Genomic DNA, 13,903 nt, shown 5'->3' with positions numbered 1-13,903 from the left:
CCCGCTACGCTAGGAACGACCGATGACCATTGCCGAGACCACGGTATTCGAGGCGCTCGAATCCAACGTGCGCGGCTATTGCCGGTCCTGGCCCACTGTCTTCGACACCGCCCGCGGCGCGTGGCTGACCGACGAGAACGGCAAGGACTACCTCGACTTCTTCGCGGGCGCGGGAGCGCTCAACTACGGGCACAACAATCCGCTGCTCAAGCAGGCGCTGCTCGACTACCTCACCGGCGACGGCATCACGCACGGGCTGGACATGTCCACCGTCGCCAAACGCACGCTGCTGGAGACCATCCGCGATGTGCTGCTCGCACCGCGCGGCCTCGACTACAAGGTGCAGTTCCCCGGACCGACCGGTGCGAACGCCGTGGAGGCCGCACTCAAGCTGGCGCGCAAGGCCACCGGCCGCACCGCGGTCCTCAACTTCACCAATGCCTTCCACGGCATGACCCTCGGCGCGCTGTCGGTCACCGGCAATGCCGCCAAGCGCGCGGGCGCGGGCGTCCCGCTCGTGCACACCACCCCCATGCCCTACGACGGCTACCTCGAGTCCGCCGACGACCTTTCGTGGATGCGCAAGGCCCTCGACGACAGCTCCTCCGGCCTGGACAAGCCGGCAGCCGTCATCGTCGAGACCGTGCAGGGCGAGGGCGGTGTGAACATCGCCCGCCCCGAATGGCTGCGCGAACTATCCCGGCTGTGCACCGATCGCGGCATCCTGCTCATCGTCGACGACGTGCAGATGGGCTGCGGCCGCACCGGCCCGTTCTTCTCCTTCGAACACGCCGGCATCACCCCCGACATCGTGACCCTGTCCAAATCCATTGGCGGCTACGGCCTCCCGATGGCCCTGGTGCTCATGCGCCGCGAACTGGACCTGTGGGCCCCGGGCGAGCACAACGGCACCTTCCGCGGCAACAATGCCGCCTTCGTGACCGCCGAGGTGGCGCTGCGCCACTACTGGTCGGACTCCCGCCTGGAGACGGCCACCCTCGCCAAGGGCGAGCGCATCCGAAAGCACCTGGCCGACTTCACCGCCGAGCTGCCCGGCATCACCACCCGCGGGCGCGGGCTCGTGCACGGCATCGTGTTCGACGACGCCTCGCAGGCGGCGAAGGTCTGCCGCACCGCCTTCGAACTGGGCCTGCTGGTCGAAACCTCCGGCACCCGCGACGAAGTCGTGAAGCTGCTGCCCCCGCTCACCATCACCGACGACGAGATTTCCCACGGACTGGGCATTCTCACTCGCAGTGTGGAGATCGTGCGCGACACTCACTGAACCGCACCCAGATCGTGCCCGCCCCCCACGCGGGCGCACCACCGTCGGTCACCGCCCACACCGGTGCCGACCGCGCCGGGTTCCCAGCTGCGGAGGGAACCCGGCGCACCCCTTTCGTCAGTCGAAGTACGTCAGCCGAACTTCTTCTTGAACCAGGTGAGCAGCTCGGCTTCGGTCTTGGGTCCGTTCTCCGGTGAGTCGGGGTCCAGTGAGCACACGATGACCGACAGCTTGGCACTGTCGTGCTGGCCCATGATGCAGTGCCGCGGCGGGGTGCGGATCTTGTTGGTGTAGCAGGTGAAACGGCCGACAATCTCACCGTTCAAACGCCAGACGTCGTCGGACCCGGCAGCGCCCCCGCACGCGTGCCCCGGTGATTGGGCGAGGTGGGATTGATAGGCGAGCGAGCCCGAGCTCTGGTCCGGATAGCCCAGGAAGTACACGGCCGGGTTGCCCCGGGTGGTGCCGCAGCCGAGCTGAGCGTTCATGGGATCGCCTGCGGCGGGCTCGAAGTGAATGCAGTTGCGATAGGTGTAGTCCGACCCGAGGCGGCTGAACAGGGCGCGATCCTCGTCGGTGTAGGCGTCCGGGTCCTGAGTGTTCTGCTGGGTGCGGAACTGCACGTAATCGTTCTTGGCGAGATAGTCGCGGATCGGCCGCAGATTCGGTGACTCGTAGAAGTGGACGGCCATGGTGAGCAGCTCGGTGTTCGTGACCGCCAGGGTGGGTATCGGCGACGAAGGGTCCACGGTGAGGTCGTCCCAGCAGGCCATACGGCCGACCTCGCGATCGTCGATCTTCGAGGGAATGTCGCGGTCGGTGGAGTTGACGCCGCAGGCATCGGTTGTGAAGACGCCGAGGACGTAGGTCTTGTAGAACGTTTGCAGGTCCTGCGCGCTCCGGAACTTGCGGTATACCGTCAGCGGTTCGTCGGTCAGCGGGTTGTAGTAGCAGGTGATCACCGCGACAGTGGTCGAGTCGGTATCGATGTGCCTGCAGTTGTTGCGTTTGTGGCCGTAGGCGTTCACAAGGGACAGCAGTTCGATGTCGGCGCCGCGCAAGGCCAGGGAATCGGCGACGGGGGTGCCCGGAGTCGTCTGCTGGGTGTAGGCCCAGGCCGCGAAACCTGTTGCGGCGGCGATCAATATCAGGCACGCCGCGATGATCGATGCGGACCGTGCCCGGTGGCGTCCCTGGCGCGGCGACTCCACCGGATCGGGTATCGGCGTGGGCGGCGGGGTGGGGATCTGCGTCGGCGGTGGCGTGCTGACCTGCACGGGCGGCGCGGGGGTGGTGACCGCGGTGGGCCCGGTCATCGTCGTCTGGCGCGAATCGGCCTGGACACCAGGGGAATCGGTGCGCGGCTGATCGAGTGCGGCGCGCGCCGCGGCGGCCAGATCGCCCGCCGAGCGGTAGCGCTGGTTCGGATTCTTGGCCAGGCCCGTGGCAATGACCTGATCGAAGGATTCGGGCACGCCCGCCCGCGCCCGGCTGGGGCGCGGCGGCGCGTCGAACAGATGCGAGCTCATCATCTGCGCGTCCGTGCCGCCGGTGAACGGTCTTGTGCCCGTGAGGGATTCGTACAGCACGCAGGCCAGTGCGTACACATCGGAGCTGGGCCCGAAGTCGCGCGAGGAGAAACGCTCCGGGGCCATGTAGCTGAACGACCCGACCGCCGACCCGTCACTGGTGAGCGATTCGTCCGAGACCGACTGCGCGATACCGAAATCCACCAGATAGGCGAAATCGTCTCGCGTGAGAATGATGTTGTCGGGCTTCACATCTCGATGCAGCAGCCCCTCACCGTGCGCGGCGTCCAGGGCGGCCGCCACCTGCTCGACCACCATGACCGAGCGCTCCGGGGTCGCGGCCCCGAAGCGCCGCAGCAGTTCTCGCAGACTGTCGCCTTCCACGAGTCGCATGTCGATATAGAGCCGCCCGTCGATCTCCCCGTAGTCGTGGATCGGAATGACGTGGGCTTCCCGCAGCCGGGCCGCCGCATGCGATTCGCGCTGGAATCGCTGCCGGTACACGGAATCCTGCGCGAGCCGTTCGGGCAGCACCTTGATCGCCACGGTGCGGTCCTTGACCGTGTCGTAGGCCTGGAACACCTCGCCCATGCCGCCGCGCCCGATCAAGCGGTCCAGCCGGTACGGCCCGAACCGCGACCCGACCGTCAGCGGCTGTTGCTGGCTGGCCATAAGCCCCCTCGGCTCCTCGTCAGGGATCCACTGTGACCGGATGGATATCCGCCACACTGCTTGTGATTGCCGGGCGCGCGGCGACCGTTAACGGCGGACCTACCCGAAGTCCTCCTCGAAGTAGGCGGCCAGTGCCGCTTCGGTTTTCGGCCCGCCCTCCGGGCTCTCCGCCGGGGCCGTGCAGGCGATGAGCACCAGCATGAATTCGTCGTGCACCGCCATCAGGCAGGCGATGGGGGAGCCGACGATGGATGTGGAGTCGAAGCAGAAGAACCGTCCGACCACGCCGCTGGTCTTGCGCCACACCGCGTCCGATCCCGCGCCGCCCCCGCACGCCCGGCCGCCGAACTGCGCGATATTGCCCTGGTAGAGGGTGTTCGCGCCGCGTCGATCCGCGAAGCCCATCCAGCTGACCGCGGGTTTGCCCAGTTCGGTGGCGCAGTCCAGCGCGGCGACGATGGACGCGCCGGGCGGATCGACATGGCGGCAGTTGCCTTTGCGGAAGGCGTCGCCGGTGTGCGCCAGCAGTTGCCGGTCGTCCTGGGTCTTCTCGTCCGGGTCCTGCGCGTTCTCGGCGGTCCGGAACTGACCCGCATTGATCACGGCGCGATAGTCCCGCAGCGCCTTCTCGGTCGGGTCCGCCCACACGTAGACGGCCATGGCGACGGCATTCTCATTGGTCAGCACCAGGGTTGGCTTGGGGGAGCCGGGGTTGTCCACCTTGCTCTCGACACAGGTCTTGCGCCCCAGCGTCTTCCCGTCGACCACCGAGGCGGCGTCGCTGCCCACCGGATCGCCCGCGCAACTCGTGCCCTTCAGTCCCTCCAGCACCACCGTCTTGTAGTAGGTGGTCAGCGCATCGATGCTGCGGAACCGAAAGAACCGCGCATACGGTGCCGACGCCGCCGGATTCGCCTGGCAGCCGAACAACGCCACCATCGACGAGTCCCCCTGCTCGCGAAAGCAGTTCGACCGCTGATACCCGATGGGCCCGACGAGCGACAGCAGTTCGATATCGGCCTGGCGCAACGCGGTTTCCCCCGCCACCGCCACACCGTCGGTTCGATTGCCCAGCGCCACCGCCCACCCGGCGAAAGTCACCGCCGCGAGCACCACCACGAGCGTGGCGACCAGCGCCGCACCGCGCAGCAGCCGGTTCGGACGGTGTCGCGGCACCGGGTCGCCCGCCCTGCCGAGCCCGCCCACATTGCCCAGGGCCGCAGCTCCGCCGAGCGGGGCCGCATCGGCGGCCGAATGCTGCGGTGGCGGAGTGGCTCCGGCCGCTGCGACGGCGTGCTCCGGTTCCGTGTGTGCCCGAGCCGAATCCACCGTGCCGGTCACCACCGTGGCATCGTCGTGCCTGCCCGAGAGCGCGGCGCGTGCGGCGGCGGCGAGTTCCCCCGCCGTGCGGTATCGCTCGTTCGGATTCTTCGCCATGCCGCGTGCGATGACAGGATCGAACGATTCCGGCAGCCCGTCGCGCACCCGGCTGGGCTTGGGCGGTGGATCGAACAGGTGCGCGCGCATGATCTGCCCGTCGGTCTCCCCGGTGAACGGCCGCGCGCCCGTGAGGGCTTCGTACAGCACACAGGCCAGCCCGTACACATCCGAGGCGGGCCCGAAGTCGCGGGAGGAGAACCGCTCCGGGGCCATGTACCGGTACGAGCCGACCGCCGACCCGTCGCTGGTGAGGCCGGGATCGGTGCTGGACTGCGCGATCCCGAAATCCACCAGGTACGCGAACCCGTCGCGGGTGACGAGAATATTGTCCGGCTTCACATCCCGGTGCAGCAGCCCGTCGGCGTGCGCGGCATCCAGCGCCGCCGCCACCTGCTCGACGCAGCCGACCATTCGCTCGGGTAGGCCGGGCCCGGTCCGATCGACGAGTTCCCGCAGGCTCTCGCCGTCCACCAGCCGCATATCGATGAACAGCCGCCCGTCGATCTCCCCGTAATCGTGAATGGGAATGACATGCGCTTCCCGCAGCCGGGCCGCCGCGTGCGATTCGCGTTGAAACCGCTGCCGGTACACGGGATCCTGTGCGAGCCGTTCGGGCAGCACCTTGATGGCCACCGTGCGGTCCTTGACCGTGTCGTAGGCCTGATACACCTCGCCCATGCCCCCGCGTCCGATCAGCCGGTCCAGCCGGTACGGCCCGAACCGCGATCCGACGGTGAGCGGGTGGTGCGGACTGGTCATGGCGCGTCCCTCGGCTCCTCGTCGCGGATCCATTGTGGCAGTTCACGGATCCGCTGAGCCAAGAATCAAGGATTGCGGCGGGCCCCGCTCAGCGCGTCACGCGAGCCCGGCGCGGTGCACGAGAATGGCGATCTGGGTGCGGTTCTCCAGCCCGAGCTTGGCGATGATGCGACTGATGTGCACCTTCACCGTGGATTCGCTCATGTGCAGGGTGCGCGCGATTTCCGCATTGCCCGCCCCGGTGGCCACCGCCAGCGCGACCTCGCCCTCGCGCTCGGTGAGCTGTTCGAGCTGCGCCCGCGCCTCGGGCTGCTGGGCGCCGGTGGCGAAGGCGGTGAGCATGCGTCTGGTGATGGCGGGCGCGAGGATGGCGTCACCGCGCGCCACCACCTCCACCCCGTGCGCGAGCTCGCGCGGGGGCGTGTCCTTGAGCAGGAAGCCGGCCGCCCCGGCTTCCAGTGCGGCGTAGACGTATTCGTCGAGCCCGAAGGTGGTGAGCACGACCACGGCCGGCGGATCCGGCAGCGCGCGTACCCGCCGCGTCACCTCGAGCCCGTCCATGTGCGGCATCCGGATGTCGGTGACCACGACATCGGGCCGGTGCTTGGCGACCAGGTCGACGATGTCGCGCCCGTCCCCGCCCTGGGCGACGACCTCGATGCCGCCGCCCGCCTCGAGGATCATGGCGATCCCCGAGCGCACCAGTTCCTCGTCGTCGAGCAGGACGACGCGGATCACGAAACCGCCCGCACGGCGGCACTTTCCGGGGTCTTCGCCGCCCTGCCGCGGCCCTTCGGCGCACGGCCCGGCCCGGCCGTGCCGGTGGCTCCCGCCGCGCGGTCTTCCCCGACCGCGCGACGTTCCCCTACGGCACCGCTCTCGACCATGGCCCGCTTGCGCTCGGCCGGGATGCGCACATGCACAACGAAACCCGGAGCGCGGGCCGCTGCGGCGCTCGCCGCGCGGGTGCTGTGATCGGCGGGGATATGCGCGTGCACGACCAGACCCCCGGCCGGTCCCGAGACGAGTTCGCGGGCATCGCGTGCTGCGCTGGTGAGACCCCCGGTCGCCGACCGTGCGGAATCTCCTGCTGTCATGTGTTCTCCTTGTCGTGGGGTTGTTGTTCGTGTGATCGCGAAGGGAAACTCGCGTGTATCACGAAGCCGCCGGTGGCCAGCGGGCCGGAATGCAGTGTGCCACCCGCCAGTTCGACTCGGTCACGCATCCCCATCAGGCCGAATCCCGAGCCCTCGGCAGCCAGGGTAGTGCGTTCGCCCGCACCGTTGCGCACATCGACCTCGACCGTGTCGCCCGCCGAGATCTGCACCCGGACCACGGCTCCGGCGGCATGTTTGGCCGCATTGGTGAGCGCTTCCTGGACCAGCCGGTACACCGCGCGCCCGACCGGCCCCGTGACTTCCGGAAGTTGTTCGGGCGCAACGAGTTCGATGCGCTGCCCGGCGGTGACCGCGTCGGAAACCAGTTCGCGCACGGCCGCGAGGTCGGGCGCGGGCCGCAGTGGCGCGTCGGTGCGCAGCACACCCAGTAGTTCCCGCATCTCGGCCAGCGCCCGCGCTCCGGTATCGCGAATGGTGCCCGCGATCTCGGCGGGCTTCCCGTCGGCGGACACCTCGAGCGCGCCCGCCAGCACCGTCACCTGCGAAATACGATGCGCGACAATATCGTGCAGCTCGCTCGCGATGCGCAGGCGCTCGGCTTCCACCGCGGCCGCGGCGCGCAGATCACGTTCCCGCTCGGCCTGTTCGGCGCGTTCGCGCAGGCCGGTCAGCACCTGCCTGCGCTGATTGATCCACAGTCCGAGCAGCGCCGGCACCAGGAAGAACAGCACGGAGATCGGTGCGCTGTTGGTCAGTTGGTATTTCGTCCACACACCCCACGGCACCGCCCCCGCGACCATGCTAGCGATGGTGGACACCCAGGTTCGCGCGGTATTGCCGTACCGATTGGCCACCGTGTAAAGCGCCAGCGCCGAAGGCAGATTCGCGCCGGCCGCGATATCGGCGAGCACGCAGGCGACGAGCACGGGAATCGGCGCGGATCGCCGGAACAGCAGGGCCGCACCGGCCGCCACCGCCAGCGGCGGTCCCCAGGCGGCGGGCAGCACGCCGATGGGCGACCCATTGACCTGGTCGACGGCGAACAGGCCGAAAGCCAGGGCGAGCACGACATCCAGGATCACGGTGCGTATCCGATGCCTGCTCACCCTGGCTACCCTAGCCATGCGGCCCTGATCACACGTCACGGCGCGCAAGCATGATTCCGCCAACTGTCAGCAAACCAGCCGTGAGTCCCAGCAGCGGCAGTGCCGTCAGCGCCGGATGACCCACGCTCGGATCCACCAGCCGTCCTGCCGCGGTGAACGGCATGAGCTTCGGGCTGACTCCGGCCAGCATGGCCGGCATCTCCACCACGGTAGGCAGTCCGATGGCCGCGACCATGGCGAAGGTGGCATTGCGGGCCAGTGCGGCAATGGCCAGTCCCACCAGTGCGGCCAGCGTCGTGTACACCATGACCGCTGCGAAAGTCCGTGCGATGAGCGCGGTCTCACCCGGCACGGAGGAGACCGCCGCCTGCACCGCCAGCGTGACGGCCACCAGCGCGGCCCCCGTCGCCGCGGCCAGCGCGCCGCAGGTGAGCCCCTTGGCGGCCAGGACCTTCCCGGGCGCGCGCAGGGTCAGCATGGTGGTGGTGATGGTGCCGTAACGGTATTCGTGCCCGAACGCGCTCACCGCCACGGCGGTGCTGAACAGCGAGACCAGCAGCAGCGGCAGCCCGTCGAAGGCCATGGTGAGTTGTGCGCCCGGCGTGAGATCGGTCTTGTTCATGACGATCAGGGCGATCAGGGCCTGCAGGACCAGGCCACTGCCCAGCAGCACCCAGGTCGACCGCACGGTGCGCAGCCGGGTCAGTTCGTAGCGAATCGCGTTGGTCATGAGTCGGATTCCTTCCGGTTCAGGCGGTGACGTGACCGCGGTACTGGGCGGCGCCCGCGGTGGCGCGGAAGAACGCCTCCTCGAGGCTGGACTGCGCCTGGGTGAGTTCGGTGATCAGCAGTCCGGCTCGCATGGCGATCGCGGCCACCGCCTGCCGGTCGTGCCCGCGCACCACCACCGTGCCATCGGGTTCGAGCGCCACCTGGAAACCATTGCGGGACAGCGCGTCCGCGAGTTCACGCGGCCGGTCCGACCGGACCACGATGCGCTGCGCGGTATTCCGGTTCACGAACTCCGGGACCGATTCCGCGGCAATGAGTTCACCCGTGCCGATGACGATCAGCGAATCCGCCAGGTGCGCCATCTCATTGAGCAGATGCGAGGAGACGAAGATCGTGCGGCCCTGCTGCGCCAGCTTTTTGAGGGTGTCACGCAGCCAGCGCACGCCTTCGGGGTCGAGCCCGTTGGCGGGTTCGTCGAGGATGATGGTGGCTGGATCGCCCAGCAGGGCGGTGGCGAGTCCGAGCCGCTGCTGCATGCCGAGGCTGAAGCCGCCCGCGCGCTTGCCGGCGGCGCTGGTGAGGCCGACGGTATCGAGCACTTCGTCCACCCGGCCGTGGTCGATTCCCGCGCCGGCGGCGACCATTCGGAGGTGCCCGCGTGCGGTGCGCTTGGGATGCACGGCCCGCGCGTCCAGCATGACGCCGACCGAGCGCAGCGGGTCGGTGAGTTCGCCGTAGGTGTGCCCGTCGAACAGTGTCCGTCCGCCGCCGTGGTCGAGTCCGAGCATGAGCCGCATGGTGGTGGACTTGCCCGCGCCATTGGGCCCGAGGAATCCGGTGACCACACCGGGCTGGACATCGAAGGACAGATTGCCGACGGCGCGGACGTCGCCGTAGTGCTTGCTGAGGCCGCGCGCCTGGATCATCTCTCGTTCCCCTCGTTCGTGGATCGCGCCGGTGGTGACGCTGTCCGTACCGACGATGCCGGGTTCGGGTGCCGCGGCCATCGGCCGACAGCACACGATCGGCTAACCCTTTCGGTGTAGGGCGGACCGGCGAGCGGGGAATTCGCCGAGCAAATCTGGCAAGAACCCCTGCCAAAATTGCGCCGGCTCGCCTAGGCTCCGCAGACATGAGTGGCAAGGCGCCCGCGACGCTGGAAACGGCTGCGGCAGGCAAGATTCCGACGGAGTTCCGCTACTGGGAGAAGGTCTGGGACCCACGCGTGCAATGGGCCCGCCGCGCGGCGCGCCTGGCCTTCGGCTTCGATCCGCAGCCCTCCGGCGAACTCGTCGACTCCTTCGCCGCCGCCTACTACCAGGCCGATCCGGTGGCCGAGGCGTTCGTCGACGAGGTGTACCTCGGCGACATCGGCCCCAAAGCCGGTCGCGCCATGCTGGATCAGGCCCTGGCGCACGGCGTGGACTCGGTGCCCGACGCCCCGCCCTCGCTCATCCGCCTGTTCGAGGAATTCGAGACCGCCCCCGACTGGCTCGACCTGGACCTGGTCGAGCAGGGCGCGCGAGTCTTCCGTCGCTGGGGCACCTCGGTGTTCAGCTTCGCCACCACCAGCACCCTCGAAATGTATTCGGAGAGCTCGATCGCCAAGCCGCTGTCCTATGCGGGCGGCTACGCCGGCGACAAGGCGCACAAGCGGCAACTGGAAACCGTCCGCTTCTGGATCGACGTCTCCGATCCGGGTGGCCTGGCTCCCGGCGCGCGCGGTCGCCAGACCGCCATGCGGGTGCGCATCATGCACGTCTTCATCCGCCGCAAGCTCATGCAGCGCCCCGAATGGGATTACGACGCCTGGGGTGTCCCCATCAGTGTCGGCGACGCCACCCTCACCCTCATGGGCGGCAGCGTCGTCCCCGGTCTGGCCCTGTGGAGCGTCGGCCACCAGACCACCAAGCCCGAAATCGAAGCCACCCTGCACTTCTGGCGCTATGTCGGCCATCTGCTCGGCGTCCAGCCCGCCTGGTACCCCCGCGACTTCCGCGAAGCGGTGCAGCTCATGTTCGCCGCCTTCGTCAAACGCGCCCACACCGCCGGCCCCGACGGCGAAGAACTGGTCGAGTCCTACCTCCCCGCCTTCGCCCCGGCCCCGAACACCCCCTGGCCCAAGCGCATCCGCGACGAATTCAACTACCGCGTCCAGATCGGCTACACCGCCTTCTGGCTTCCTCCGAAAACCTATGCCCGCCACCGCATGCCCACCCGTTTCCCCTGGATCCTGCACCCCCTCGCCCAGGCCCCCGTCGTCTTCGCCGCCGAAACCCTCCGCCGCACCCTCCCCGCCCTGAACACCGTCGCCGACCGCGTCCAACGCCGTCGAAGAGAACAGTGGTACCGCAACGAGGTAGGCGACCGCGCCGCCGAATTCCAGCCCGTGGAGGAATTCCGCCGCTGAGCCATCGCGGTCTGTTCTCGGATCGGTGGTGGCACTGCTGCACGTTTCCGGACACGGGTCGGCGCGCGGGCATGGCGACCGGTCGGCTACATAGACTCGGCCTATGCCACTGTCCCCGCGGGTTCCGGATCTGGGTGCGCTCGACCTGCTGCTGTCGGTGATCGAACTGGGCAGTCTGGGGCGGGCGGCGCAGGCGCACGGGATCAGTCAGCCGTCGGCGAGTTCGCGGATCCGGTATCTGGAGCAGCTGGTGGGGGTGCCGGTGCTGGAGCGCACCACGCTGGGGTCGCGGCCCACGGCGGCGGGAGCGTTGATCGCCGAGTGGGCGCGCGATGTGGTGGAGGCGGCGGCGCGGCTGGATGCCGGTATCGACACCCTGCGCGCGCAGCGGGATTCGCGGCTGCGGGTGGCGGCCAGCCAGACCATCGCCGAGTATCTGTTCCCCAAATGGCTCATGGCGCTGCGGGCGCGCATGCCCGACACCTCCATCGCGCTGGTGTCCGGGAATTCGGCGGAGGTGGGCAAGGCCGTGCTGGAGGGCAGGGCCGGGATCGGATTCGTGGAGAGCCCGTCGGTGCCACGCGATCTGGAGAGTCATGTGGTGGCGCGGGATCGCCTGCTGGTGGTGGTCGGGCCGGGGCATCGCTGGGCTCGGCGTTCCGAGATCAGCGCGCAGGAGCTGGCGGACACCGCGCTCATCTATCGGGAGGGCGGTTCCGGCACCCGAATTTCGTTCGAGAAAGCCATGATTCGGGGGATTCCGGGCTGGAAACCCAATGTGCTGCTCGAATTGTCCTCGACCACGGCCATCAAGACCGCGGTGGCCGAGGGCGTCGCCCCGGCGGTGCTCAGTTCGCTGGCGGTGGCGAGCGAATTGGCCGACGGTTCGCTGATCTCGCCCGCCGTCACCGGCCTCGACCTGGACCGTTCGCTGCGCGCGGTATGGCCGAAGGGTCAGCGTCCCACCGGTCCGGCCCGGGATCTCTACACCATCGCCCGCCGCCCCGCCTGACGAGCCGTGCCGGATGTGACCCACCCCATGCCGGTGCGAAATACGAATGGTGTAATGAAGGCCCAAGTGCGCCAACGGCTCCCGAGCGGGCCGGTGAGGGGTTATGGTCACACCATGGCGCGAACCGCTGTCGCCGCGGAAGACCCGGACGAGCCCGAAGGTCCGACGTCCACACCGCGGCCACACCTAGAACTCGTCGGCGAAGTGCCCGATGATCTGCAGAATTATCCGTCCGCTGAAAAGGTGCTCACCGCAGCGGATCTCGAAGGATTCCCCGCATCGACCCGGCATCGGGTAGCCGCCTTCATCCACCTCCAGCTGGCGGCGCTGGAAGATCTGGAAGACCCTGTCCTGCCTGTACTTCCACCTACCGACGAGCTGTAGCGGACCGACCGGTCATCACAGCGATTACCAGCGCGATCAGGCTCACCCCGGCAATGGTGAGCCAGCTCAGCAGCGCCGGCGTATGGAACGCGGCTGCCGAGTCGAGAGCGCCGTGGTGTGCGGCCAGGATCGACCCGATCACCGCCACACCCAGCGACTGCCCGATCTGCCGGGATGTCGAGGCCAGACTCGAGGCCACACCCGCCTGATCCGGCGGTAATCCGGACACTGCCGCGTCCGTGATGGGGGGATTCACCAAACCGATTCCGGCGCCGAACAAGGCGTACCCGGCGAGCAGGACCAGCTGCCCGCCGCCGTCGAAGGTATACGCCAGCACCGCACTCGCCACCGCGGCCGTCGCCGCCCCGGCCACCAGCGCCGTGCGCGCACCCCAGCACGTGACGATCCGCCCCGAGAGCGGGCTGAACACGAACATGGCCGCCGCCATCGGCAGCAGTTCCAGCCCGGCCCGGAACGGCCGATCGCCGCGAACCTCCTGCAGGAAGAACGTATTCAGAAACAGGAACCCGCCCATTGCCGCGTAAGCGCACACCGCGATGGCGGTCGCGCCGCGCAGGGCGGGGGAGCGGAAGGCCCGCACATCGATGAGCGGCTCGGCCCGCCGTGACTCGTACGCAATCAGGGCTGTCAGGCAGACCAGCGAGCACCCGAGGCAGCCGAGGGTGACCGCCGAATCCCATCCCCGGTGCGGCCCTTCGATGATCGCGAACACCAGCGCACCCAGGAATCCGATCACCAGCACCTGCCCGACCGGATCCAGATCCCGCGCCCGCGCGGCCCGGGACTGCGGCACGAACAGTGCGGTCAGCACCAGCGTGACCGCCGCGATCGGCGCGTTCATCCAGAACACGGCCTCCCAGCCGATGGCATCCACCAGGAATCCGCCCACCACGGGCCCGGCGGCCATGCTGATTCCCATGGTGCCGCTCCACAATCCGATGGCCTGCACCCGCTGCGCCGGATTCGGAAAGGTCGCGCTCAGAATGGACATGGCGACCGGGCTCAGCGTGGCCCCGCCGATCGCCTGCACCATGCGGAAGGCCACCAGCCAGCCCAGCGAGGGCGCGAGACTGCACGCCAGCGATCCCGCGGCGAACAGGACCAAGCCGGTTTGCAATACCGTGCGCCGCCCGAACCGATCGCCCAGTGATCCCGCGAGTGTCAGTGAGCAGGCCATCACCACGGTGTAGGCGGCGACCGTCCACTGCGCACCGGACAGCGAGGCGTGCAGGTCGCGACCGATGGCCGGCAGCGCGACATTGATGGCCGTGGTGTCCAGATAGGCCATGAGCACGGCCGTGCAGCAGATGGCCAGCACCGTGATCTGCCGAGCCGTCATGGGTTCGGCCGCTGCGGTCCGTCCTGCATGCGCCATGGACAGCATCCTGGCAGCAACCAATGCCGTCTCGGCGTCGGAAACGCTGAGTCACACCGG

Annotated in this window: 12 protein-coding genes; 4 read left to right on the top strand and 8 right to left on the bottom strand. The window is 68.8% G+C overall.

Features of this window, described 5'->3' with window-relative positions:
- The first annotated feature begins 22 nt into the window (after positions 1-22).
- Complete coding sequence (ectB, locus tag H0264_RS35345; protein ID WP_181581547.1) at positions 23-1,285, top strand: diaminobutyrate--2-oxoglutarate transaminase; 1,263 nt, start codon at positions 23-25, stop codon at positions 1,283-1,285.
- Between the two features lie 131 nt (positions 1,286-1,416).
- Here ectB and H0264_RS35340 read toward each other — a convergent pair whose 3' ends face one another.
- The 7 genes from H0264_RS35340 to H0264_RS35310 all read right to left on the bottom strand — a co-directional run bounded on the left by H0264_RS35340 (position 1,417) and on the right by H0264_RS35310 (position 9,648).
- Positions 1,417-3,486 (bottom strand): serine/threonine-protein kinase, encoded by a 2,070-nt coding sequence (locus H0264_RS35340; RefSeq protein ID WP_181581546.1) that lies wholly within the window; start codon positions 3,484-3,486, stop codon positions 1,417-1,419.
- 99 nt (positions 3,487-3,585) lie between these two features.
- The gene (locus H0264_RS39410; protein WP_181581545.1) at positions 3,586-5,685 is read right to left on the bottom strand and encodes a serine/threonine-protein kinase; all 2,100 of its coding nucleotides are present in this window, start codon (positions 5,683-5,685) and stop codon (positions 3,586-3,588) included.
- A gap of 96 nt (positions 5,686-5,781) precedes the next feature.
- Positions 5,782-6,423 carry a response regulator gene (locus tag H0264_RS35330; protein ID WP_181581544.1) on the bottom strand — a complete coding sequence of 214 codons (642 nt, stop codon included), beginning with the start codon at positions 6,421-6,423 and terminating at the stop codon, positions 5,782-5,784.
- Positions 6,420-6,782 (bottom strand): hypothetical protein, encoded by a 363-nt coding sequence (locus H0264_RS35325; RefSeq protein ID WP_181581543.1) that lies wholly within the window; start codon positions 6,780-6,782, stop codon positions 6,420-6,422. Before H0264_RS35325 ends, H0264_RS35330 begins: the two co-directional genes overlap by 4 nt.
- Complete coding sequence (locus H0264_RS35320) at positions 6,779-7,909, bottom strand: sensor histidine kinase (RefSeq protein WP_181581542.1); 1,131 nt, start codon at positions 7,907-7,909, stop codon at positions 6,779-6,781. Before H0264_RS35320 ends, H0264_RS35325 begins: the two co-directional genes overlap by 4 nt.
- Before the next feature lie 28 nt (positions 7,910-7,937).
- Positions 7,938-8,639, bottom strand: coding sequence for an ABC transporter permease (locus tag H0264_RS35315; RefSeq protein WP_181581541.1), 702 nt, complete (start codon positions 8,637-8,639; stop codon positions 7,938-7,940).
- A gap of 19 nt (positions 8,640-8,658) precedes the next feature.
- Positions 8,659-9,648, bottom strand: a complete 990-nt coding sequence (locus H0264_RS35310) for an ATP-binding cassette domain-containing protein (protein WP_338040115.1) — start codon at positions 9,646-9,648, stop codon at positions 8,659-8,661.
- A 125-nt stretch (positions 9,649-9,773) separates the two neighbouring features.
- On the opposite strand from H0264_RS35310, the gene H0264_RS35305 reads away from it, so the two are divergent.
- The 3 genes from H0264_RS35305 (at position 9,774) to H0264_RS35295 (ending at position 12,447) form a co-directional block, all read left to right on the top strand.
- Positions 9,774-11,051 carry an oxygenase MpaB family protein gene (locus H0264_RS35305; protein ID WP_181581540.1) on the top strand — a complete coding sequence of 426 codons (1,278 nt, stop codon included), beginning with the start codon at positions 9,774-9,776 and terminating at the stop codon, positions 11,049-11,051.
- A 103-nt stretch (positions 11,052-11,154) separates the two neighbouring features.
- A complete protein-coding gene (locus H0264_RS35300; protein WP_181581539.1) occupies positions 11,155-12,063 on the top strand; it encodes a LysR family transcriptional regulator in 909 nt (302 codons plus the stop codon).
- A gap of 114 nt (positions 12,064-12,177) precedes the next feature.
- On the top strand, positions 12,178-12,447 hold the full coding sequence (locus H0264_RS35295; RefSeq protein ID WP_181581538.1) for a hypothetical protein: 270 nt from the start codon (positions 12,178-12,180) through the stop codon (positions 12,445-12,447).
- Here H0264_RS35295 and H0264_RS35290 read toward each other — a convergent pair.
- Positions 12,431-13,843 (bottom strand): MFS transporter, encoded by a 1,413-nt coding sequence (locus H0264_RS35290; protein ID WP_181581537.1) that lies wholly within the window; start codon positions 13,841-13,843, stop codon positions 12,431-12,433. The genes H0264_RS35295 and H0264_RS35290 overlap by 17 nt on opposite strands.
- Between the last annotated feature and the right edge of the window lie 60 nt (positions 13,844-13,903).

The organism is Nocardia huaxiensis, from assembly GCF_013744875.1.
Classification (GTDB): domain Bacteria; phylum Actinomycetota; class Actinomycetes; order Mycobacteriales; family Mycobacteriaceae; genus Nocardia; species Nocardia huaxiensis.
This window is presented reverse-complemented; position numbering and strand designations above follow the sequence as displayed.

What these genes read in the sequence shown, in the direction of transcription:
- ectB (WP_181581547.1), top strand. Translation starts at nt 23, where the DNA reads ATGACCATTGCCGAGACCACGGTATTCGAGGCGCTCGAATCCAACGTG.
- H0264_RS35340 (WP_181581546.1), bottom strand. Translation starts at nt 3,486, where the DNA reads ATGGCCAGCCAGCAACAGCCGCTGACGGTCGGGTCGCGGTTCGGGCCG.
- H0264_RS39410 (WP_181581545.1), bottom strand. Translation starts at nt 5,685, where the DNA reads ATGACCAGTCCGCACCACCCGCTCACCGTCGGATCGCGGTTCGGGCCG.
- H0264_RS35325 (WP_181581543.1), bottom strand. Translation starts at nt 6,782, where the DNA reads ATGACAGCAGGAGATTCCGCACGGTCGGCGACCGGGGGTCTCACCAGC.
- H0264_RS35315 (WP_181581541.1), bottom strand. Translation starts at nt 8,639, where the DNA reads ATGACCAACGCGATTCGCTACGAACTGACCCGGCTGCGCACCGTGCGG.
- H0264_RS35310 (WP_338040115.1), bottom strand. Translation starts at nt 9,648, where the DNA reads ATGGCCGCGGCACCCGAACCCGGCATCGTCGGTACGGACAGCGTCACC.
- H0264_RS35305 (WP_181581540.1), top strand. Translation starts at nt 9,774, where the DNA reads ATGAGTGGCAAGGCGCCCGCGACGCTGGAAACGGCTGCGGCAGGCAAG.
- H0264_RS35300 (WP_181581539.1), top strand. Translation starts at nt 11,155, where the DNA reads ATGCCACTGTCCCCGCGGGTTCCGGATCTGGGTGCGCTCGACCTGCTG.
- H0264_RS35295 (WP_181581538.1), top strand. Translation starts at nt 12,178, where the DNA reads ATGGCGCGAACCGCTGTCGCCGCGGAAGACCCGGACGAGCCCGAAGGT.
- H0264_RS35290 (WP_181581537.1), bottom strand. Translation starts at nt 13,843, where the DNA reads ATGGCGCATGCAGGACGGACCGCAGCGGCCGAACCCATGACGGCTCGG.